This window comes from Pseudomonas sp. TMW 2.1634 (assembly GCF_001703595.1).
GTDB lineage: Bacteria > Pseudomonadota > Gammaproteobacteria > Pseudomonadales > Pseudomonadaceae > Aquipseudomonas > Aquipseudomonas fragi.
Window position 1 is genome coordinate 3,441,452 of the sequence record NZ_CP016849.1, and the last position, 22,101, is coordinate 3,463,552.

Annotated in this window: 12 protein-coding genes and 6 pseudogenes; 10 read left to right on the top strand and 8 right to left on the bottom strand. The window is 60.4% G+C overall.

The window, feature by feature from the left end; all coding sequences use genetic code 11:
- Window positions 1-100: 100 nt before the first annotated feature.
- Window positions 101-1,906 (bottom strand): lipid A export permease/ATP-binding protein MsbA, encoded by a 1,806-nt coding sequence (msbA, locus tag BFC21_RS16275; protein ID WP_088378373.1) that lies wholly within the window; start codon window positions 1,904-1,906, stop codon window positions 101-103.
- Window positions 1,907-2,063: 157 nt separating this feature from the next.
- Between msbA and BFC21_RS16280 the strand changes: the two genes are divergently transcribed.
- Together BFC21_RS16280 and BFC21_RS16285 are read left to right on the top strand one after the other, a co-directional pair.
- A complete protein-coding gene (locus BFC21_RS16280; protein ID WP_120266362.1) occupies window positions 2,064-3,929 on the top strand; it encodes a bifunctional O-antigen ligase/aminoglycoside phosphotransferase family protein in 1,866 nt (621 codons plus the stop codon).
- A 2-nt stretch (window positions 3,930-3,931) separates the two neighbouring features.
- Window positions 3,932-5,140, top strand: a complete 1,209-nt coding sequence (locus BFC21_RS16285; protein ID WP_232462834.1) for an acyltransferase — start codon at window positions 3,932-3,934, stop codon at window positions 5,138-5,140.
- A 13-nt stretch (window positions 5,141-5,153) separates the two neighbouring features.
- On the opposite strand, the gene BFC21_RS16290 is transcribed toward BFC21_RS16285, so the two are convergent.
- The 7 genes from BFC21_RS16290 to BFC21_RS16320 all read right to left on the bottom strand — a co-directional run bounded on the left by BFC21_RS16290 (window position 5,154) and on the right by BFC21_RS16320 (window position 13,434).
- Complete coding sequence (locus BFC21_RS16290; RefSeq protein ID WP_088378376.1) at window positions 5,154-6,038, bottom strand: glycosyltransferase; 885 nt, start codon at window positions 6,036-6,038, stop codon at window positions 5,154-5,156.
- Window positions 6,035-7,186 carry a glycosyltransferase gene (locus BFC21_RS16295; RefSeq protein ID WP_088378377.1) on the bottom strand — a complete coding sequence of 384 codons (1,152 nt, stop codon included), beginning with the start codon at window positions 7,184-7,186 and terminating at the stop codon, window positions 6,035-6,037. The genes BFC21_RS16290 and BFC21_RS16295 overlap by 4 nt, the downstream gene beginning before the upstream one ends.
- Complete coding sequence (locus BFC21_RS16300) at window positions 7,183-8,067, bottom strand: DUF6625 family protein (RefSeq protein ID WP_177342592.1); 885 nt, start codon at window positions 8,065-8,067, stop codon at window positions 7,183-7,185. Before BFC21_RS16300 ends, BFC21_RS16295 begins: the two co-directional genes overlap by 4 nt.
- Window positions 8,068-8,130: 63 nt before the next feature.
- On the bottom strand, window positions 8,131-9,549 hold the full coding sequence (locus tag BFC21_RS16305) for a PIG-L deacetylase family protein (RefSeq protein ID WP_120266364.1): 1,419 nt from the start codon (window positions 9,547-9,549) through the stop codon (window positions 8,131-8,133).
- 117 nt (window positions 9,550-9,666) lie between these two features.
- On the bottom strand, window positions 9,667-10,563 hold the full coding sequence (locus BFC21_RS16310) for an antimicrobial resistance protein Mig-14 (RefSeq protein ID WP_088378379.1): 897 nt from the start codon (window positions 10,561-10,563) through the stop codon (window positions 9,667-9,669).
- On the bottom strand, window positions 10,563-11,693 hold the full coding sequence (locus BFC21_RS16315) for a glycosyltransferase (protein WP_088378380.1): 1,131 nt from the start codon (window positions 11,691-11,693) through the stop codon (window positions 10,563-10,565). Before BFC21_RS16315 ends, BFC21_RS16310 begins: the two co-directional genes overlap by 1 nt.
- On the bottom strand, window positions 11,677-13,434 hold the full coding sequence (locus BFC21_RS16320) for a carbamoyltransferase (RefSeq protein ID WP_083369663.1): 1,758 nt from the start codon (window positions 13,432-13,434) through the stop codon (window positions 11,677-11,679). The genes BFC21_RS16315 and BFC21_RS16320 overlap by 17 nt, the downstream gene beginning before the upstream one ends.
- 259 nt (window positions 13,435-13,693) lie before the next feature.
- Here BFC21_RS16320 and BFC21_RS16325 point away from each other — a divergent pair, with 259 nt between their 5' ends.
- From BFC21_RS16325 to BFC21_RS16365, 8 genes and pseudogenes are all read left to right on the top strand, one after another.
- Window positions 13,694-17,980, top strand: coding sequence for a membrane-targeted effector domain-containing toxin (locus BFC21_RS16325; RefSeq protein ID WP_120266365.1), 4,287 nt, complete (start codon window positions 13,694-13,696; stop codon window positions 17,978-17,980).
- Between the two features lie 151 nt (window positions 17,981-18,131).
- Window positions 18,132-20,210 carry a TonB-dependent receptor gene (locus BFC21_RS16330; RefSeq protein WP_120266366.1) on the top strand — a complete coding sequence of 693 codons (2,079 nt, stop codon included), beginning with the start codon at window positions 18,132-18,134 and terminating at the stop codon, window positions 20,208-20,210.
- Between the two features lie 162 nt (window positions 20,211-20,372).
- Window positions 20,373-20,522: pseudogene (locus tag BFC21_RS16335) on the top strand (hypothetical protein); the annotation flags it as partial.
- A gap of 126 nt (window positions 20,523-20,648) precedes the next feature.
- Window positions 20,649-20,834, top strand: a pseudogene (locus tag BFC21_RS16345) (hypothetical protein); the annotation flags it as partial.
- Between the two features lie 67 nt (window positions 20,835-20,901).
- A pseudogene (locus BFC21_RS16350) lies at window positions 20,902-21,087 on the top strand (hypothetical protein); the annotation flags it as partial.
- Between the two features lie 126 nt (window positions 21,088-21,213).
- Window positions 21,214-21,399 (top strand): annotated as a pseudogene (locus BFC21_RS16355) (hypothetical protein); the annotation flags it as partial.
- A 126-nt stretch (window positions 21,400-21,525) separates the two neighbouring features.
- A pseudogene (locus BFC21_RS16360) lies at window positions 21,526-21,711 on the top strand (hypothetical protein); the annotation flags it as partial.
- Window positions 21,712-21,837: 126 nt separating this feature from the next.
- Window positions 21,838-22,023 (top strand): annotated as a pseudogene (locus tag BFC21_RS16365) (hypothetical protein); the annotation flags it as partial.
- Window positions 22,024-22,101: the final 78 nt, after the last annotated feature.

Genomic DNA, 22,101 nt, shown 5'->3' on the forward strand with positions numbered 1-22,101 from the left:
GCAGGTCAGTTCACGGTATTAATCGCAGCGAATGAGAATCAGACGGGACTTGCAAATCGCCTGCGGGAGCAACCGCGCTCCCACAGGTCAAGTATAGACCTCAGGCGATATCGCCGGTGGCCGGGGCATCAAGGCCCATCGAGTGCAAGCGGGCGTAGTAACCGTTTTGCGCCATCAGCTCGGCATGGGTGCCGCGCTCGACGATCTGGCCCTGGTCCATCACCAGGATCAGGTCGGCTTTTTCGATGGTGGTCAGGCGGTGAGCGATCACCAGCGTGGTGCGGCCTTTCATGACGTGGTCAAGTGCCGCCTGGATATGGCGCTCGGACTCGGTATCCAGCGCCGAGGTCGCCTCATCGAGAATCAGCAGCGGTGCGTTCTTGAGCAGCGCCCGGGCAATTGCCAGGCGCTGGCGCTGGCCACCGGAAAGCAACACGCCGTTTTCGCCGACCTGAGTGTCCAGGCCTTGTGGCAACTGCTCGATAAAGTCCATCGCGTAGGCATCACGCGCGGCTTTCTCGATGTCGGCGCGCGGGGCACCTGCCAGATCGCCGTAGGCAATGTTGTTGGCCACGGTGTCGCTGAACAGGGTCACATGCTGGGTCACCTGGGCGATATGCTTGCGCAGGTTAAGCAGGCGGTAATCTTCTATCTCGACGCCATCAAGCAGGATCTCGCCCGCCGTGTGGTGATAGAAACGCGGGATCAGGTTCGCCAGTGTCGACTTGCCACTCCCGGAACGCCCCACCAATGCCACCATTTGTCCCGGTTCGGCCGAGAAGCTCACATCCTTGAGCACCTGCCGATCGGTGTCCGGGTAGGTAAAGCTCAGGTTGCGCACATCCAGGCGGCCAGTGACGTGGTCGCGCTCAACAGTGCCGGTGTCGACTTCCGGTTTCTCATCCAGCTGTTCAAAGATGCTTTCGGCACCCGCCACACCCTTCTGGATCGTCGAGCTGACTTCGGACAACTGGCGAATCGGCTTGGGCAGCAGGCCGGCCAAGGTGATGTAGGCGATCATGTCGCCCGGCGACGAGTCGCCACGCAGGTACAGCACCAGGAACATCAGGATGCCCATCGCCACATAGATGACCAGTTGCAGCATCGGGGTATAGATAGCCCCCGTGCGGGTCATGCGCAGTTGCTTGTCGGTATTGCTCTGGCTGGCTTGCAGGAAGCGCTTGCGCTCATAAGCCTCACCGCCAAAGCTGCGCACAACGCGGTAGCCCTGGATGGTTTCTGAGGCAACGTGGGTTACATCGCCCATCGCCACCTGAATCTTCTTGCTTTGCTTGCGGAATTTTTTGCTGGCCGTACTCACCATGACCGCAATCAGCGGCAGGATCGCGACCATTACCAGCGTCAGGCGCCAGTTCATCCACAGCAACGAGCCGAACAGGAACACTACCGTCATGCCTTCACGGATAACCACCTTGATCGCATCGGTAGCAGCACCGGTCACCATGGTCACGTTGAAGGTAATACGGGAGATCAGATGCCCCGAGTTATGCTTGTCAAAATAACGGTTGGGCAGTACCAGCAGGTTGTTGAACAACTGCACCCGCAGGTCGTGCACCAGGCCCAGGGACACCTTGGCCAGGAAGTAGTTGCCCAGGAAGGAACCCAAGCCCTGCCATGCAGCAATCAATACAATCAGGATCGGCACGACCTGCAACAGGCGCAGATCACGCAAATAGGGAACAGTAGGAAACAGCACTGCGTCCGGGTTGGACAGGCCATCGACGAAATACTTGAGGATGTAACCAAGCATTGGCTGGGTCGAAGCGAAAATAAGAAACCCGACGATACTCAGCAGGAACAGGCCGACATAAGGCCGGACATAGCTGAGCAGGCGCAGATATATCTTCAAGCTCGATTCGCTTGTGCTGGGGCTGGATTCGGTCATATCACGCGGCGGTTAGTCAAAAAGGATGCTGACTTTATCACAGCTTCTCTGGTGTACTGACTGCCGCTTGTAGCCCGGCCGCACGGGCCAGTAAAAACGACACTACAGGGCCAGTGCGCTAGTATGGCCGTCCAAAATCTGGAACGAACCTTTCAGCATGCAATTGAGCTACTTAAATTATTCAAAACAACGGGTGTTTGATTTCATTTGCCTATGGCTGCTGCCTGCCGGCCTTTTATTACTGTTATCCGACCTTTATTTTCTGCCTGGACGAAGCCTGCATCACAAACTGTATTACGCACTGTTCAGCATTCCGACCCTGATTGCCCTTGTCTTGCGGCCCAGGGAGCTCAGGGACATCCTGCGCGAACCGTTGATCGCAGGTTTTCTGGTGTTTGCCGCCTGGGCCATGATCAGCCTGATCTGGAGCAACACCGAGGACCACTTTCTCGGCCTGCTCAAACCCCCGCTGCACCTGTTCATGCTGTTCGCGGGCTGTACCCTGCTGGTCAAATACCGTAGCGACAGCCTGCAGCCGCTCATCTTTGGTGCCGCGGTCATTGCCCTGGTCGCCACCCTGTACAACTTGTACATGTTCATTCCCAACCATGATCCGCAAGTTCGGATGATCGGTGCCGGCGCTTTCGACAACCCGCTGCTCAGCTCCCACGCATTCGGGTTCTTCTGCATCTACTGGCTCACCCTGTGCATGACCTGCAAGCGTGCGCAAGTCCTGCTGGTCGCCATTCCCGCCTTTGTCATCATGTTTGCGGCGGTGATCGCCACCGGCTCCCGAACCCCGTTGGTGGCCATCGTGATGGCTATGGTCTGGCTCAGCTTTATCTGCTGGAACCGTCGCTCACTGGCCCTGATCAGCATGCTCGCCGCAGGGGGCATTGTGGTGGCCACGCTGTTCTGGGACATGCTCGTCAGCCGCGGCAGCTCGTTCCGCTTTGAACTGTGGCAGATGGCGCTGGATCTGATCGCACAACGGCCGTGGATCGGTCATGGCTATGACGCGCACTTGTCTCTGGCGCTGTCGGAGTATCCCGACTACCCCCTGAGCGAGCCCCATAATTTTTTCCTCGGGGTACTGTTCTACGTCGGTTTGCTCGGCCTGCTGCCCTGGTTGTTCATGCAGGCCTGGGGCCTGTACCGCAGCTGGCGTCACCGCGTGCAACCATTGTTCATTCTCGCCTCCGCCTGGCTGATTTACGGCATTGGCGCCGGCCTGACCGAAGGCGGCGGGATCATCTCGCGCCCCAAGGAACACTGGTATTTGCTGTGGATCCCACTGGCACTGATCGCCGCGCTGAACATCGGCCTGCGCCTCAAGACCCTGCGTGACAGACCGGTTCACCGCCTGTCCGATGCCGCCTTCAACGCCCTTGCCAGCCACGCCCAGGTGATTGAAGAAGATGGCCTTGGGCCCAAGGTGTTGCGCCTGCAAAATGGCAACTTCCTCAAGTTGTTCCGCGCACGCCGCTGCTACACCTCGGGCAGCTTCAACCCTTATTCGGAGCGTTTTGCCGTCAACAGCGAGCGCTTGCAGGCGATGGGCATTCCCGCGCCGAAAATCCTCGACCTGTTTCAGTTACGCAATGGCAGCACTGCCGTGCTGTACCAACCACTGCCCGGCCAGACCCTGCGCCAGGTGATGCAGTCGATGGGTTCGCCGGCCATGCGCCAGGCCCTGGTCGAGCGCTTCGGCAAGTTCCTGGCGGTGCTGCATGACAAGGGCGTTTACTTCCGCTCCCTGCACCTGGGTAATGTGTTGTTGATGGACGATGGCGAGTTCGCCCTGATCGATATTGCCGACCTGCATCTCTATCCATCAGCACTGCGCATAGCCTTGCGCCAGCGCAACTTGCGGCATATGCAACGCTACCCCGAGGACCGTCGCTGGCTGTTCGAAGAGCAACTGCCAGAACTGCTGCAAGGTTACGCCACCCTGGCCCCCGCCCCTGCCGTTACCAGCCTGCGCACCCAGGTTATGGCACTTGCGCAAACCAACGCGCCTTGAGCCTGGACAGCAGTAACCCCTTGTGGGCGGTGCTGGCCTATGGCCTGGCGATCATGACGTCAGCCTGGCTGCTGCGCTGCTCGCCGACCATCCAGCGCAACCTGGAGCATTCAGCTCAAGGCCGCTACAGCAGTGTTGATGGTTTGCGCGGCTATTTGGCCTTTGGTGTATTTATTCACCACACCGCCATTACCTGGGTGTTTCTGCATACCGGGGTATTTGAAATGCCCTCGACCCGGTTCTACGCCCAGATCGGGCTGGCCAGCGTGGCCTTGTTTTTCATGATCACGGCCTTTCTGTTCTGGGGCCGCCTGCTTGAAAAAGGCCGTCAATACGACTGGCTGGGCTTCGCTGTGTCCCGGGTTTTTCGCCTGTATCCGCTGTATTTGCCATTGATGCTGCTGGTGATTGTCAGCGTGTTCTACATCCAGGGCTGGACACTCAAGGACAGCCCGCTTGAAGTCGCGGGCCAGATACTGGCCTGGTTGATCTTCGACCGCCCCGATATCAATCAATACCCGCAAACCGGCGGGCTGATTGCCAACGTCACCTGGACCCTGAGCTACGAAGTGTTCTTCTACATGGCGTTGCCACTGTTCGGGATGGTGTTCCTGTACCGCAGCGACTGGCGCCAGACTGCACTGTGCCTGATCGCCATCTACGCGCTGTATCAGGTGGTGGGTTGGGAGCACTCACTGAAAAAGCACATCCTGATGAGCTTTCTCGGTGGCGTGGCCGCGGCATACTGGGTGCGCACGCCCAGGCTGCTGGCCTGGAGCCGGACACCCGTTGCGGGGGTCATTGCCCTGGTTGTGCTGATAGCCGTGCTGACCCTGTTCCCCAAGAGCTTTGCGTTCTTTCCGCTACTGCTGCTCACCCTGGTGTTCTCGATTATCGCCTCGGGGCATACGCTGTTTGGCGCATTGGCACTGCGCAGCATCCGCTGGATGGGTGAAATCAGCTACAGCACTTACCTGCTGCACGGCTTCCTGATCTGGCTGATGTTGCAGCGCCTGCCTTTGGCGCTGCCACTGGACACCAAGGAGCCCCTGGTATTCCTGCTGTTGGCGGCCCTGAGCAGCGGCCTGTTGATTGCCATCAGCAGCCTGACCTTCCTCTACATCGAAAAACCCGGCATGGCCGCCGGCAAAAGGCTTGTGCGCCGACTGCGCCAGCGCACCCGGACGACCTCACAAGTCGAGCCGGAATAGCCCACGGCGAGCGTCAGTCTTTTTCCAGCGGGGAGAAATACAGCCGCCCCAGACCACGCCAGGTTTTACCCGTCCAGTGCTTGAACGGAATCTGCGCCAGCAGCTCACGGGCCAGGGCACGATTGCGGTTAGCCGTTTTCAGGAACATGGAATTGAGGAATTTGTAGCGCACCTCGTCGTACAGCGGGTGATCACTGAACTGGGCATAAATGCGCAGGATGCTGTCGATCATGAACCGGTGGTTCTTGTACGAGTTGGTCGCGTGCTTGCGATAGCGCGCCATCACCACATTCAGGCCGTCGATAAAGTAACCGGCATGGGTGATCTTCAGCTCGATATACAAGTCTTCCAGGCGAATGCTCGGGTCAAAGCCCCCTACCTTGTCCAGCGCTTCACGGCGGATCATCAGGGTGGGCGCAGGCGGATACGGCTTGCGTTCAAGGAACATGTCATCGAAGTCCAGGCGCCGGAACGGCACATCGCGGCGCTGGCGCTTCTCCGGGAACAGGTTGCCCTCAGCATCGATCAACTCGATATTGCCCGCGCAAATACCCACTTCAGGCTTGCCGTCCATATAGGCGACCTGCACCGCAATGCGGTCCGGCATCATGATGTCATCGGAGCCGAAAGGCACTATCAGGCTGCCCTTGGCCCGGGCAATCGCGCCGTTAAGGGTGTTGGTCAGCCCCTGGTTTTGTTGCACCCGAAAGTCGAAACCATGCACCGCCTGCAAGCGCTGGATACGCTCAACGCTGTCATCAGGCGAGCCATCATCGATCACCAGCAACTCGATATTGGGATAAGTCTGATCCAGAACGCTCTGGATGCTTTGCTCGATATAGGGCCCGTGGTTGTAGGAGGCGATGATCACCGTTACCAGTGGTTGCGAGTCAGTCATGGGTGTTCCTTGCGAGCCTGGCGCAGGCCCGAGTCGATCAGATCCAGGTACTCCTGACGGAATACCTCAATGTCGTGGTTTTGCTGCAAGTAGCGGAACGCCTGCTCGCCCTTGGCTCGCAAAGCGTCGTCCGGCAGGGCCAGATACTCGTCCAGCGCGGCGGTCAGGGTTACCACATCGCTTGGCTTGACGGCCAGGCCGCCCGCCCCTTCAATCAACGGCAACATGGCTGGCACATGGGTCGCGATTACCGGCAAGTGCCCGCTCATGCCTTCAAGCAGCGCCAGCCCCAGGCCTTCGGCCAGCGAAGGCATGGTCCAGATATCGAACGCACGCACATACTGCAGGGCGTTCTCCTGGAAGCCCAGCAGGTGCGCACGACCATCAAGCCCCAATTGCCCGATCTGCTCGCGCAGGCGCGACTCTTCGCGACCGGCACCAATAATGGCCAGTTGTGCGTTCGGGTATTTGTCTTTCAAAGCGGCGAACGCTTGCAACAAAAAGCGATGGCCCTTGATCGGCACCAGACGCCCCAGCGCGCCGATCATCCGCGCATCCTGATCCAGACCAAGCTTTTCACGCGCCTGCTGGCGTGGCAGCTGCAAGGCTTCGGCCTGCTCGATATCGATGGCGTTGGTGATGGCATAGGTATTGGCGTCTGTGAAACCGCACTGGCAGTCCAGCAGGTATTGCTTGACCGCAGGCGACACACCGACAAAGCGCCAGTGCTTGTCAATCAAGCGCTTGGCCTGGCTGCGCCGGTAAAAACGGTCATACTCGCCAAACCCGTGGGAAATGCCCACACACAGAGGGATTTTCAGCCAGCGGTTAAGCTGCAGCAGCATGTTCACCGGCTTGAAGCGGTTGCAGATCACCACATCAAACTGTTCTTTGCGGCAGAACTTGTACAACGCCCACATGGCGCGCAAACGCATGCCCTTGAGCGACTTGTCGCTGAACTCGAAGTACACCGAATGATCAGCCTTGCTCACTGGCTCGCCCGGGCCCGGACGCCCACGCAAAAAGGCCGCCGTGATTTCGTAACGCTCACGGGGCAGCGCGCGCACGATCTGCTCGGCAAGGTCGGCAAAGTCATGGGATTTGACGTTGTAGTCGGGCTGCAATTGCAAAACCTTGGTACGTTTCATAACTCTCCCCGGTGAAAGCCGGTGGCATCAATAACCCAGGCCGGCTCTGCCGCCAGACGCTGGATTGCAACTGGATCGGGAGCAGGCAGTTTTGCCCACTCATTACGCTTCCAGCACACGAAGTGAAAGTAGGGAAAGGTATGATCGCCGTCACGATCATTCTTCAATTTGCCGTTATTCCAGAACCATTTGCCCGGGAAGTTTTCCGTGCCGTCATGCCACTTGATACAGCCACCCGGCGTGCTGAAGGCCTCGGTGAACTCACTGGTACGGCGCAGCGGGTTGAACTTGCCCACCAGCTCGAACAGCGGCTTGGGCAGGTTCTTGCGCCACAGGAAGATCCGGCTGAAGGCCCCCTCATCCAGCGCATGATGCTGATCGTCAGTGAAGCGCTGCTGCCAGTCCTTGATCCTCATGAACAGCTCGCGCTTGCACGCCGTATTGCGCATCAGGCACAAATGCCCGGCCACCCGGCGCTCATGGGTCGAGAACAGGTCGTAACGGGCCAGACGCTCAGCCGTGAAGTAACTGCGCAAGTCTCCATACACCAGATCGATATCGCCAAAGGCCCAGAAATCATAGCCCTGCAGGCGGTCTTCATGAATGTAGCCCAGAGCCGGCTTGATATCACACAGCTTGTAGGCGTCCTTGGGCGAGAAATCGATCTTCAGGCGTTCAGAAACCTTGCGGCAATAGTCGGTAAAGCTGATCGGTTCAACGGTCACATTGGCCGGCAGATTTTCAGGTACCCCACAGTCGCTGAAAAATAGCCAGTTAATATCGGGATTGTGCCGACAGCTTTCGAGGAAAAACGGCATCCAGAACGGCCATCGGCCGAAGTACGGGATCACAAATAAAATACGCGGTGATGGTTTTATCACTGGGAACTCAATGTAAAGGTCGAGATTAGGGTCAATGCTATGGCCCTGCTTGCTGTGTTCTTATTATTTGAGCTGCCAGAACAGCTCATGACGTCTTACCGCTTTGCGGAAAAACTCGTTCTCGCCATAAGGTGATGGCCTTCTGCGTGCCAGGAATTGCTGTATTGACCGCCGCAGCCTGCGCTTGAGCGCCGCGCGGGGTTGCAGGTCGTGCATCATGCCCAGCGCCATCGCCTTGTCACGCTGCTGTGCCAGGGTCAATGGCAGGCTGCAAGGGCGCAGGCTGAGCGTGGCGTCGAACACCGGTGGCAAGGCAATGCCATCCCCGCTGTTGCCCATCGGCCAGCGGTCGTTGTCATGCAGGTGGTTGGCGTAGCCGAGCACGGTGGTCGGCTGCCACTCCAGGCCCTCCAGAGCCTCGATGACTGCGTCATGGGCACAGATATGGTCGGGGTGCGGGTCGATTGAAGGGTGCGGAAGCACAATGACTTCGGGGCGCGCGCGCAGGATCAATGCGCGCAGGTCGGCCAGCAGGTTATGCCAGGTCGGTGCGCCGTCCTGATCGGCGGGTAGCGTAAACGGGTTGAATTGGCGGAATACGCGGATGTCGCTCAAATCCGCCTCGCGCGAGGCCATCGGCTGATCGGGTGCGGCCTGCATGGCAGGCAATTGCAGGCAGAAATAGCCCAACTGCGCACAATGGGCTTGCGGTACACCGGCCCAGCGCGGCACGACCATGCTGTCCCAGGCGCGCAAACGGCCTTTGAGGCGGGCAGCGTCTGCCCGTGGCAGGCCCATCTGCTGATAATGCTCGGCTTCGATTTCGCCAGCAGTCAGGGTCACGATCCAGGCTTCTTTGGCCTGGCTGTAAAGCCCGAAAGCGGCCAGCTCGGCGTCATCGGCGTGAGGGGCGATGACCATGACCCGCTGCTCGCGGTAATCGGGGTGACGAAATACCCGCAACTCAGGCTGGCCCATGACCCGGCAATTATGACCGCGCACGCGCAGTTCGCCGGCGGCCAAAGCCTGGCCGAAGTCGCTTGCATTCAGGTAGCGCAGGCCATTGACCCCACGCTCGAAGGTTTGCCGATCCGCCGACTCCCCCCCCGACAGTTGCACATACGGGTCAACAAAACGCCCAAGCCAGCCACTTTTGACCTTGATCGCCAGGATCAGGGTTTCATCGCCCGCCAACTGCAGCGGTTGTTGCGCCACCAGCCTGTCGCCTTCAAGGCGCACCGCCAGTTGCTCGCTGTCAGCCGCAAAGCTGTACTGGTAATCGTCCTTGGGCGAATAGAACAGGTGGTCGGCAAACCACGCCTCATGGGCCACCCAGCCCAGCACCGCCAATACCGGCGGCAACCACCAGGCCAGCAGCACGCCACTGGCCAGCAACACCAGCAGGCCGATCAGCAGACCCATACGCTTGTTGCGCCGATGACGCTTGAGAAGTTGCTGCTTGCGCGAGGCGGGTTGGCTCATGATTTGGCTCTTGTGATTCTGTAGGAGCGGGCTTGCTCGCGATGCAAGCGCTGCGGCATGTCAGAAAAATCGCAGTGATATCATCGCGAGCAAGCCCGCTCCCACAAGATTTGTGTTTCAGACTTTGAACACGGGCACCGGGTTGCACCAGCGCTCTTTGTACTCACGGTCGGCGCGGCCAAACGAGAAGCGCAGCGCCTTGTTCACACTGCGCGCCTGCTCCCATGCCGTCTGGGTGTTGATAAAGCTCAACACGCTGCCGGGGCTGAATTCACGGGTTTCGGGATCGACACCACCATTGACGTACTCGACGCTGATCCACTCGGGGGATTCGGCGCGGTACACCAATTGAATCGCAATCGGCGCATCGTTGAGGAAAATCACCGAGCCAATCAGCAAATCGCGCAACAATTCGATCACTTCAGACATGCGTTCGGCCCCGGTGGCCACAAAGCCCCAGCGGCGTAAAAACAGATCGCAATAAATGCTTGCCAGCTCAACGCTGGAAAACTGCGCAACCGGACGCACAACGCCGCCCGCCTCCTCCAGCAGGCGCAGTTCGCGGCGCTGGTTGTAGCGGAATTTTTTCGACAGCTCTTCGGGCGTGCGGGCCATCGCCAGCTGCTCGGTTTGCGGCAGCAGATTGCTGAAACGGCCTTCATTAAGCTGCGACAGATACCGCCCACGATGGCGCAAAGGCGCCGCCGCATTGGCAGCAGCCGGCAGAATCAGCTCGGCATTACCCAGGTCGAACAGGCCTTTCTTGCCATGACGCTTGAGCACATCCTTGGACAGGGCCAGGTCTCGGCCCCAGGTCGGGATCGCCGCTTGCAGCTCGCCGTCCTGCTCCCAGGCCAGGTAGCGCACCGGGATACCTGCCAGCTGCGCCAAACGCTCAACCACCATTGGATGGGTGGCGACGCTGCCGCCAAACCGCTGCCAGGCATCGGCATAAGTGGCCGAATCAACAACGCTCCAGCCGCGCTCGCGCCAGCCTTGAAATCGATTGAGCATCAGGACTCCGCAGTCAGGTCGGTGACTTGCGCCAGGTGCCAGAACGTATTGCGCACCGCCTGATCACTGAAACGCTCGTGCAAGCGTTCAAGCATCAGTTCGGCGCAGGCCATACGCTGTTCATCATCGAGTTGAGCCAGGTGTTGCAGGCCTTGTGCCAGATGCTCGGCATCACCCAGCGGGAACAGGATGCCCACGCCTTCGACCACTTCCTTGGCCCCCCCACAGGCCGTCGCCAGCAGCGGCACGCCTGCGGCCATGGCTTCAAGCAGCACCATACCGAACGGCTCGTGGTCGGAGCTCAGCGCAAAGACGTCAAAGGCCCTGAAATAGCGGCGTGCATCGGGCACCTGGCCCAAAAACAGCACCTGCCCTTCAATACCCAGCTCGACGGCCAGCGCCTTGAGCGACTGCTCCAGACGCCCCTTGCCCATGATGACCAACTGGCTGTCAGCGGGCAGACCGGGCAAAGCCTTGGCGAAACCACGGATCAGCGTGGCCTGGTCCTTGTCCGGATGAAGGCGGCCGACGTTGCCGACAATAAAGCCATCCACTGACAGCCCCAGCGCTTCACGCGCCGGAGTGCCGGACAATTGCCCCGCCTGCACGGCGTCGATATCGATGCGGTTGTACAGCGTGTTGATACGGCCAGTGGGCCACTTGGGCAGGCACTTGCGCATGTCATCACGCACCGCATCGGACACCCCGAGCAGGCTCAGGCGCTTGCGCAACAGATGGGCGAACAGCTTGCGGCTGCGTCGCTCATAGTCGCCAAAAGCATGATGCACGCCGATCACCGGCAAACCGGTGGCCAACAAGGCGATATAAATCGGCTTGAAGCGATGGGCGATGCAAAAACTGAAGTTGCGCGAGGCGGCGATCTTGCGCAGCCTGGCGATGGCGCCCAGCTTCAGGCCACGGATGGCCTTGGAGCTGAACTCCATGAAAATCACTTCGTCGGACGCACAGCCGGCTGCCACGTCGGGGTCGGCCGCCCCGGTCAAAAAGACCGTGGTGACCTTGTACCCGGTGCCGGCAAACAGGCTGGCGTACTGGCGCGCACAGTCCAGAAACGGCCCGTCATAGCCGTGGCAGAACTGCAGCACATGACGCTCAGTCGAGCGATTCATAAGTCTCGGCGCCGTCTTTAACTACCAGAATGTCTTCCATGATCAGGTACTGCAGATCGGAACCGAAGAACATGTTCAGCGCATCGGTCGGCGAGCAAACCATCGGTTCGCCACGACGGTTGAGCGAGGTGTTCAGCGATACGCCGTTGCCGGTCAGTACTTCCAGCGCCTTCATCATGTCGTAGTAGCGCGGGTTGTATTCGCGCTTGAGCACCTGGGCACGGGAGGTGCCATCTTCATGGACAACCTCTGGCACGCGGGTCTTCCACTCTTCAGCCACTTCAAAGGTGAAGGTCATGAACGGTGCCGGGTGATCGACCTTGATCATCTGCGGGCCCACGGTGTCGAGCATCGACGGGCAGAAAGGCCTCCAGCGCTCGCGGAACTTGATCTGCTCGTTGATGCGGTCAGCCACGCCTTCGCTGCTCGGGCAACCGATGATCGAACGGCCACCCAATGCACGCGGGCCGAACTCCATGCGCCCCTGGAACCACGCCACCGGGTTGCCATCCACCATGATCTTGGCGATGCGCTCAGGGGTATTTTCGATTTTGCGGTACGCAGGCTTGCCCGGGTGACGGGCACAGGCTGCGATCACATCTTCGTTGCTGTACGCAGGGCCGAGGTAGACGTGTTCCATCTTCTCGACCGGCACGCCGCGGGCGTGGGACACGTACGCCGCTGCACCGACTGCAGTACCGGCATCACCGGACGCAGGCTGTACGAACAGTTCCTTGACTTCCGGGCGGGCGATGATTTTCTGGTTCAGCTTCACGTTCAACGCGCAGCCGCCCGCAAAGGCAATCTTGCCCGTCTCTTTGAGGATGTCGCCCAGGTAGTAGTCGATCATCTGCAACGACAGCTTTTCAAACAGCGCCTGCATGCTGGCCGCGTAGTGGATGTACGGCTCGTCGGCGATATCGCCTTCGCGCTTTGGCCCCAGCCACTCGATCAGTTTTGGCGAGAAGTAGAACCCCTTGCCCTTTTCCTTGTAACGGCGCAGGCCGATGACGTTGGCGTATTCGGTGTTGATCACCAGTTCGCCGTTTTCAAACGAGGCCAGGCGCGAGAAGTCATATTTGCTGGCGTCGCCATACGGCGCCATGCCCATGACCTTGAACTCGCCATCGAGCATCTCGAAACCGAGGAACTCGGTAATCGCGCCATACAGGCCGCCCAGGGAGTCCGGGTCAAAGAATTCCTTGATCTTGGTGATCTTGCCGTTTTCGCCGTAGCCGAAGAACGTGGTGGCGTACTCGCCCTTGCCATCGATGCCCAGGATCGCGGTTTTCTCTTTGAAACCCGAGCAGTGGTAGGCGCTGGAAGCGTGGGCCAGGTGATGCTCGACCGGCTCGATCTTGATTTTCTTCGGGTCAAAACCCAGTTGCTCAAGGCAGAACACGATCTTGTTGCGATAGCGCTTGTAGCGACGGTTGCCCATCAGGATCGCGTCAAGGGCGCGGTCCGGGGCATACCAGTAGCGCTTGGCGTAGTGCCAGCGGGCCTTGCCGAACAGGCTGATCGGGGCGAACGGGATCGCCACCACGTCAACGTCCGAAGGTTTGATACCCGCCTGCTCTAGGCAGAATTTTGCGGATTCGTAGGGCATGCGGTTCTTTGCATGCTTATCGCGTACGAAGCGCTCTTCCTCAGCCGCCGCTACCAGCTTGCCGTCGATATAGAGGGCTGCGGAGGGATCATGGCTAAGGGCGCCGGACAGGCCAAGAATCGTCAATGCCACTGGATTAGCCTCTTTTGAATGCAGGCAGGCGGCGGGCGCCTGAAAAAATGATGCGTTCCTCGCAGTTCGAGAAACAGCTAAAGAGCGGGATTATAGCGTAAAGACACCCGCAATGACCCAGTGCGATTTGCCACGCCCCGAGCGGGCCCTCGATCCGCGAAAAACATCGCAGGCCATATATATGTAATGCCAATGCCGTAGCGCTTTGGGATTTGCTGTGGGCATACCGGCGCATATGCCAACCGACAGGACATCCAACATGCCCACCGCCCTCGAAAACCTCAAGAACGCAGAGCGCGACCTGCTAGTGCTGGTCAATGCCCTGCCCGGCCTCGACCTCTCACTGGACCATCGCTTGCGCGTGTTTTTCCCGCAATTGCCCGCCGATGCCTGCACGGACTCTCTCTTCCTCAATGAAGAAGTCGCCGCCGAGGCTGGTCAGACCCCCACCATCGGCAGCCAGTCAGTCACGGCACTGATCGACCAGTGCTACCTGACCGGCCAGGTACCGACCTTCGTGCAGGGCGCTGCACATATTTACAACTACGCCTACACCCTCGACGACCAGGACCTGGCTGCCGGCATTTCGGCGCCGGCGCTGGAAAAGTACCTGGAGTTTGTCGTGCGTTTCCCGGAGATGTGCGTGCGCGATGCCCTGAGCGACTTCTGGCAAACGCCGCACCAGGGCCTCAACGGGCAGCCCCCCAAAACCTGGCTGTCGCAGTTTGCGCGCAGCCTGATCCGCAATGAAGCCAGCGTGCGTCATGCCGACACCACCTTGAGCCCCACCGCAATGGAGGTCATCAATCAGGCCATGCCAGGTCCCGACACCCTGGTGACCTCACCTCTACCCAGCCCTTACAGTTTTTATACGCTGACCCTCAACGGCCATACTTCACAGCCCCCCGTCGCCCTGTATGGCGCATTCGTGATCACCACCACCAACCTGCCCCTGATCTACGGCGATGCGCAGCGCAAAACCGTGGTTCAAGACGCAACCCCGCGCCCTGTAGTGCTCTACCTGCCCGGCAGCGGCCTGGAGGCATTTGACTCACTCACCGCGCTGAGCCGCGAACTGGGCGAACGCCTCAGGGACCCTTACCAGCGCGACACTCTGCTCGACTGCACCCTGGCCGAAGAGCGCGTGCGGGCCCTGGCCCATGAACAGGTGGATTACAGCCCGGTCGCCCGCGAAAACGTATCAACGTTTTATAGCGAACAAGTGATCCACAAGCAGGCACTCGACATGCGCCATGCCTGGTCACAGGCACGGGCCCGGAAACAGGACTCCTCACTCGATGAGCTATCCGAATGCGTGGATCTGTCACTGGCCTCAAGCCTGCCCCTCAAGCCGGCCAATATTGTACGCAACCGCTACACCCGGCTGGTGGAGAGCCAATTACCCGGCTGGCTGAAAAACGCTTCCGATGCCAACAAAAGCCAGTGGCGGCTGGCCGTTGAGCGTTTGAACCACGAGCGCCTGGCAGCCGAAACCGACGATGCACGGAGCCTCAGCGAGATCGGGCGCAAACACACACTGCTGGGTTACGCCCGCCGCCAGTTGCGGCAACAGATCAAAAAGGATCACGGCATAGACGTCGACCCCGATGGCATTTTCGTGTCAACCACTGAAGCCGTACGCACCGGCCCCCTGATAAACCCCATCAGCGGCTCGGCGTACCCGGCAGGGGCCAGTACCGGCAGAGCCGGCCCGGTAATCAGTTACCACACCACCCGTCACAGCCTCAGCGAACTGGCGCTGGCCAATGTCGGCATCTGGGACGTCACCTTCGCCCTCACTGCCCAGGTCAAGGATGGCGCCGGCAATAAACACACCGTACTGACCAGCAGCTACCTGAAAAGCCTGGTACGCCAGCTGGACGTGGGCGAAACCTACAAAAAAAGGCTCAACGACCTGCTGGTCAACTCCCCACAGGCCCAGTGGCGCAAGGAGCGCTACGCCGCCTTCAAGCAGGCACAGATGCGCCTGGACCTGCTTGAAGCCAGGCTGTCCGGCGCGCTGACCGCCGAGCAGGCGAGCTGGGTCCAGGCTGCACTGGATTTCCCCCTTGAAAGCACCCGGCCACGGGTCAACGGTGAGCAGGTCAAGGCTCATCTGCTGATGCTGCGTTACAAACCCCTGCCGGGCCTGCTGGTACTCAGTACCACCGGTTCGCAGCAGTTGCTGTGCTACACCCCCGATGCCCCGGAAAACCGCTGGTTCCTGATTGCCCATTCCCGCAGCGAACTGGGCCGACTGCTGTCGCGCCCACAGTGGCACGCTTATGTACTGCACCGCGTCACACCGGCACAGCAGCCCTATATCAGGCCACTGCTGGAGCAGGGCCTGAACGACACCAACGTGCAACTGCAGGGCATCAGCCACAATCTGTTCGAAGCGTCCTACGACACGGAAGCCTTGCACGCGATTCGCGATGCCGACGAGCAATCGACGTCCACCTGGGAAAGCAACGTCAACACGGCCAAGGAGGCGGTGCTGACGGCGATCGATATCCTGTCGTTCGCCCTTCCCACCCGCATATTGTTGCCCATCGTGCTGGCGCGGTTTATCGCCCAGATCCTCAAGGGCCTCGACGCCCTGGAGCGGGATGAAAAACACGAGGCGCTGCTGCATTTCATGGAATCCATCACGCACCTGACCGACGGGGCCTCGGATTTCACCGGCTCGGCCATATTCCGCGCGTCCATGCGCCAGCGCATCCCGCAGCCCACGCCGACCTTGAGCCCTGCAGCGGCCAGCAGCCTGCCTGGCGCCCAGCTTCGGCTGCGTACCGGGGATAAATTCGCCTCGGGGGTCTATGAACTGCCCGGCCACAACGGCCAGGCCACCCACTACAGCAAAACCGCCAACGGCAAACTCTACCGCAGCCGCTATGACAACCTGGATGAGGCCTGGCGGGCACTGGATCAGCGCAAACCGGACGCGGCCTACAGCATCATCCTGCGTGAACTGTCGGCCGGGCTATGGGATGTCGACCCGAGCACCCCCCTGCTCAAACAGAGGTCAGGGATTGAACGGGTGATTGACAGTGCCCGGGTGCGCGGCGTTGACCTGAGCAACCGCACCCCGGACGAACAGGGCATCTACCGCATAGATAACCTGCAATACATCCAGCAGGACGGCGTGGTGTTCGAGGTGTACAGCGGCTGGCTGGGGCGCAACCTGTACCTGCAACTGCCATCAGGCTCCAGCAGCGGCGCCGGTGCCAGCTACAAGGTGCGGCGCACTTCAGGCTACTGGGAAATCAAGCATCGCCTGGCGGGCGGCGACAAACGCTGGGAGCCCCTGACCGCCGACAGCTCGACCCTGCCTGCGGGTCCCCCGGCGGGCAGATACAGCGACTACGACATCCCCGGCGAGCACAGGGAAACCCTGCAGAACATCATCACCTATGCCCCCTCGACGCTGTATGGCCACACTGATTTCCCGGGCACAATCTCCCGCCACAGCAAGGCAAGCCGGGCATTCAAGGAGCTGAGGATCACGCTGCTGGCACACGCCCAGGCCTGGTTCCTGACCCGGCCTGCACGGCCCCGCGTCACCCGCCCGCAACTGCCGACCACCATCGCGCAGCAGGACCTGATAAAGCGCCTGTTCGAACATACGGACGGCATTATCTGGGGTGAAACCCACTCCCACCAATCGGGCAAGCGGATCCTGATCGACAACATGCGCGAGCTGTCCCGGCACAACGTAAAAACCCTTTATATGGAGCACCTGCAATCCGACCTGCATCAGGGCCTGCTGGATGATTATTATCAAACCGGCAAGATGCCCCTGCGCTTGAGCAAGTTCCTAGAAATTCAGGACGAAGGCCATCAAGTCGGCCTCGCCAACGACTGGACCTTCAGCCACCTGGTACGCGAAGCCCGCAAGCACGGCATCAAGGTGGTTGCCATCGACTGCTCGGCCAGTTACCACCCCAAGGGCACCCCCAGCGAAACCCCCGGCATGACCCGCTATGAAATGTTCAGCTACTTCGCCTCGCGGACTATCCGCGCCCACCAGGCCCGAACCGGAGGGGGCAAATGGGTGGCCCTGACGGGCAATTCACATGCCAATACCTTTGAAGGCATCCCGGGGTTGGCCGAACTCGAGGGCGCAATAGGCGTACGCATTGCGGACTCCACCCCCGGCACAAGCCGGGGCCTGCGTCAGGGCATCGGGGCGATCGTCGCTTCAGACCACAAACATCCGCACTACCGTTTTCTGAAGAACGACTACTGGCTGCAGGTGGACATCCCTGGCACCAAACCCAAGCCACCGGCGCTCTCGCCGGCGCAAAACAACCAACGGCTGAGCAATCCGGGGCTCTTTCGCCTTGAAAGCGCCGGGGTCCAGGGGGCGGAGTTGATCCACCGCTCCAGTAACCACGAGATTGTGCATACCCCCTTGCAGACCGACCCCGGCGGCCAGTTTTTTATCGAGCGCGAAAGCTGGCCGACGATCCACCAGAAACGCTACGACCAGCTCAAGGACCTGATTGCCGACCTGCAGGACATCAACATGACACAGGTGCAATAACGGCCAACTGGCCGACAGGGGCAGCTTCAGGCCGCCCTAGTCGGCTGTTTTGCTGGATATCTGCACATCAGCCGCTAAACTGCGCGCCCTCTGCTAGCCTCATCCCCCGTTGCCCTGCACGGGTCGTGTCACACGGAAGCCCGATTTGCCCATGAAATATTTCACCCCTGCTCACCTTGCCCTGCTATTTCCCGGCCTGTGCCTGCCCCTCGTCGTCGGCGCAGCCCCCCTGGAACTCGACCCCAGTGTCATCACCGGCTCACGCAGCACCAGCCCGAGTTTTGACCTGCCGTATTCGGTCGACAGCATCAACCAGGAGCAGATCCAGGATGGCCAGTTGGGCATCAATGCTTCCGAGGTACTGTCCCGCGTACCCGGGCTGGTGGTGCAAAACCGGCAGAATTACGCCCAGGACCTGCAAATTTCGTCCCGGGGCTTTGGCGCCCGCTCGGCATTTGGCGTGCGTGGCATCAAGCTGATTGCCGATGGCATCCCGGCGAGCACCCCGGACGGCCAAGGGCAGGCGGCGACGTTCAACCTCGACACCGCCGAGCGCATTGAAGTGTTGCGCGGCCCGGCAGCCACCCTGTACGGCAGCAATGCCGGCGGGGTGATCCAGATGTTCTCCCGCGACGGCGAAGGCCCGCCGCGCATTGGTGCCGAGACCCTGGTGGGCAGCGACGGCATGAGCAAGAACCACCTCACTGCCGAGGGCGCTACCGACGACGTCGGCTTTGTGCTGGATGCCTCGCGCATGGACACCGACGGCTACCGCGAACACAGCGCTGCGCGCCGCGACCAGACCTTTGCCAAGCTCAACCTCAAGCCGGATGAAGACAGCAAACTGGCGCTGATCTACAGCAGCCTTGAACAAAACGGTACCCAGGACCCGCTGGGCCAAAGCTGGGAAGCCTACAAAGCCGACCCGCGCTCGGTAACGCCCAATGCCATTACCTACAACACCCGCAAAAGCATCGACCATCAGCAACTGGGCCTGAACTACGAGCGCTATATCGGCGACGCGACCTTGCAGGTCAATGCCTATACCGGCACGCGCAGTGTGATTCAGTATTTGGCGATTCCACCCACGGCGGCCAGCAACAAACAGGGTGGCGGCGTGGTGCAATTCGATCGCAAATTCTACGGCGGCAGCTTGCGCTGGATGCAACCGGTGTACGGCGTACCGGGTGATCTGACCCTGATCGGCGGCCTGGACTTCGACCAGAGTCAGGACAGTCGCCACGGCTATCAAAACTTCATCGGCAGCGAGTTGGGGGTCAAAGGCGCACTGGTACGCGACGAAGTGGACACCGCCCGCAGCCTCGACCCATATGTGCAGGCCAACTGGGCGCTGGACAACTGGACCGTGCAGGCCGGCTTGCGCTACAGCACGATGGAAATGGATGTCGATGATCAATTTTTGAGCAACGGCGACGCCAGCGGCACCAAGCGTTATGAAAAGGCCACGCCCTCTGTCAGCGTGATGTACGCCTTTACCCCCGAGCTGCATGGCTATGTCAGTGCCGGCAAAGGCTTTGAAACGCCGACGCAGGCCGAACTGGCGTACTCGCCCAGCGGTCAGGGTTTCAACTTCGGCCTCAAACCTGCCGAAAGCACCCAGTATGAAATGGGCCTCAAGGCTCAACTCAACAACACAAGAATCAACGCAGCCATCTTCCAGATCACCACGGAAGATGAACTGGTGGTGCTGAGCAATACCGGTGGCCGCACGACTTATCAAAACGCTGGCCGCACCTTGCGCCGGGGCTTTGAACTGGGCGTAGAAAGCCAGCTCGCCGAGCACTGGACCTCAACCCTCGCCTACACCCGCCTGCAGGCAACCTATGACAGTGACTTTGCCAGCACCAGCGGCACCATCGACAAAGGCAACTATCTGCCGGGCGTGCCGCAGACAACACTGTTTGCCGAAGTGAACTGGAAGCCGACCGACTGGGTCAGCACGGCCATTGAAGGCATGTACCGCAGCAAGGTGTATGTGGAAGACACCAACACCGCCAAGGCGGCACCGGCGTATACCGTATTCAACTGGCGGGCGAAGTTTGAACAGAAGATCGAGCACTGGACCTTCCACCAGACCTTGCGTCTGGACAACCTGCTGGACCGTCAGTATGTGGGCTCGGTGATTGTCGGCGACGCCAACAGCCGCTTCTACGAAGCGGCGCCGGGCCGCTCGTGGTATGCGGGGGCCGGGGCGCAGTACAGTTTCTAAAAGCCCCAGCACCCTCCCTGTGGGAGCGGGCTTGCTCGCGATGGCATCACTGCGGTTTGCCTGGCTGACCGCAGCGCTTGCATCGCGAGCAAGCCCGCTCCCACAAAGGCCTAGCCCGATTCTTTGGACTGGCAGGCGAAGTTTGAACAGAAGATCGAACACTGGACCTTCCACCAGACCTTGCGTCTGGACAACCTGCTGGACCGTCAGTATGTGGGCTCGGTGATTGTCGGCGACTCCAACAGCCGCTACTACGAAGCGGCGCCGGGCCGCTCGTGGTATGCGGGGGCCGGGGCGCAGTACAGTTTCTAAAAGCCCCAGCACCCTCCCTGTGGGAGCGGGCTTGCTCGCGATGGCATCACTGCGGTTTACCTGGCCGACCGCAGCGCTTGCATCGCGAGCAAGCCCGCTCCCACAAAGGCCTAGCCCGATTCTTTGGACTGGCGGGCGAAGTTTGAACAGAAGATCGAGCACTGGACCTTCCACCAGACCTTGCGTCTGGACAACCTGCTGGACCGTCAGTATGTGGGCTCGGTGATTGTCGGCGACTCCAACAGCCGCTACTACGAAGCGGCACCGGGCCGCTCGTGGTATGCCGGCGCCGGGGCGCAGTACAGTTTCTAAAAGCCCCAGCACCCTCCCTGTGGGAGCGGGCTTGCTCGCTCCCACAAAGGCCTAGCCCGATTCTTTGGACTGGCGGGCGAAGTTTGAACAGAAGATCGAGCACTGGACCTTCCACCAGACCTTGCGTCTGGACAACCTGCTGGACCGTCAGTATGTGGGCTCGGTGATTGTCGGCGACTCCAACAGCCGCTACTACGAAGCGGCACCGGGCCGCTCGTGGTATGCGGGGGCCGGGGCGCAGTACAGCTTCTAAAAGCCCCGGCACCCTCCCTGTGGGAGCGGGCTTGCTCGCGATGGCATCACTGCGGTTTACCTGGCCGACCGCAGCGCTTGCATCGCGAGCAAGCCCGCTCCCACAAAGGCCTAGCCCGATTCTTTGGACTGGCGGGCGAAGTTTGAACAGAAGATCGAGCACTGGACCTTCCACCAGACCTTGCGTCTGGACAACCTGCTGGACCGTCAGTATGTAGGTTCGGTGATTGTGGCCGACGGCAATCGGCGCTTCTACGAAGCGGCACCGGGCCGCTCGTGGTATGCGGGGGCTGGGGCGCAGTACAGTTTCTAAAAGCCCCGGCACCCTCCCTGTGGGAGCGGGCTTGCTCGCGATGGCATCACTGCGGTTTACCTGGCCGACCGCAGCGCTTGCATCGCGAGCAAGCCCGCTCCCACAAAGGCCTAGCCCGATTTTTTGGACTGGCGGGCGAAGTTTGAACAGAAGATCGAACACTGGACCTTCCACCAGACCTTGCGTCTGGACAACCTGCTGGACCGTCAGTATGTAGGTTCGGTGATTGTGGCCGACGGCAATCGGCGCTTCTACGAAGCGGCACCGGGCCGCTCGTGGTATGCGGGGGCCGGGGCGCAGTACAGTTTCTAAAAGCCCCGGCACCCTCCCTGTGGGAGCGGGCTTGCTCGCGATGGCATCACTGCGGTTTACCTGGCCGACCGCAGCGCTTGCATCGCGAGCAAGCCCGCTCCCACAAAGGCCTAGCCCGATTCTTTGGACTGGCGGGCGAAGTTTGAACAGAAGATCGAGCACTGGACCTTCCACCAGACCTTGCGTCTGGACAACCTGCTGGACCGTCAGTATGTGGGCTCGGTGATTGTCGGCGACTCCAACAGCCGCTACTACGAAGCGGCGCCGGGCCGCTCGTGGTATGCGGGGGCCGGGGCGCAGTACAGCTTCTAAAAGCCCCGGCACCCTCCCTGTGGGAGCGGGCTTGCTCGCGATGGCATCACTGCGGTTTACCTGGCCGACCGCAGCGCT

Excerpts from the sequence above, each read along its gene's own strand:
- msbA (WP_088378373.1), bottom strand. The coding sequence starts at position 1,906 with ATGACCGAATCCAGCCCCAGCACAAGCGAATCGAGCTTGAAGATATAT.
- BFC21_RS16280 (WP_120266362.1), top strand. The coding sequence starts at position 2,064 with ATGCAATTGAGCTACTTAAATTATTCAAAACAACGGGTGTTTGATTTC.
- BFC21_RS16290 (WP_088378376.1), bottom strand. The coding sequence starts at position 6,038 with ATGACTGACTCGCAACCACTGGTAACGGTGATCATCGCCTCCTACAAC.
- BFC21_RS16295 (WP_088378377.1), bottom strand. The coding sequence starts at position 7,186 with ATGAAACGTACCAAGGTTTTGCAATTGCAGCCCGACTACAACGTCAAA.
- BFC21_RS16305 (WP_120266364.1), bottom strand. The coding sequence starts at position 9,549 with ATGAGCCAACCCGCCTCGCGCAAGCAGCAACTTCTCAAGCGTCATCGG.
- BFC21_RS16310 (WP_088378379.1), bottom strand. The coding sequence starts at position 10,563 with ATGCTCAATCGATTTCAAGGCTGGCGCGAGCGCGGCTGGAGCGTTGTT.
- BFC21_RS16315 (WP_088378380.1), bottom strand. The coding sequence starts at position 11,693 with ATGAATCGCTCGACTGAGCGTCATGTGCTGCAGTTCTGCCACGGCTAT.
- BFC21_RS16325 (WP_120266365.1), top strand. The coding sequence starts at position 13,694 with ATGCCCACCGCCCTCGAAAACCTCAAGAACGCAGAGCGCGACCTGCTA.
- BFC21_RS16330 (WP_120266366.1), top strand. The coding sequence starts at position 18,132 with ATGAAATATTTCACCCCTGCTCACCTTGCCCTGCTATTTCCCGGCCTG.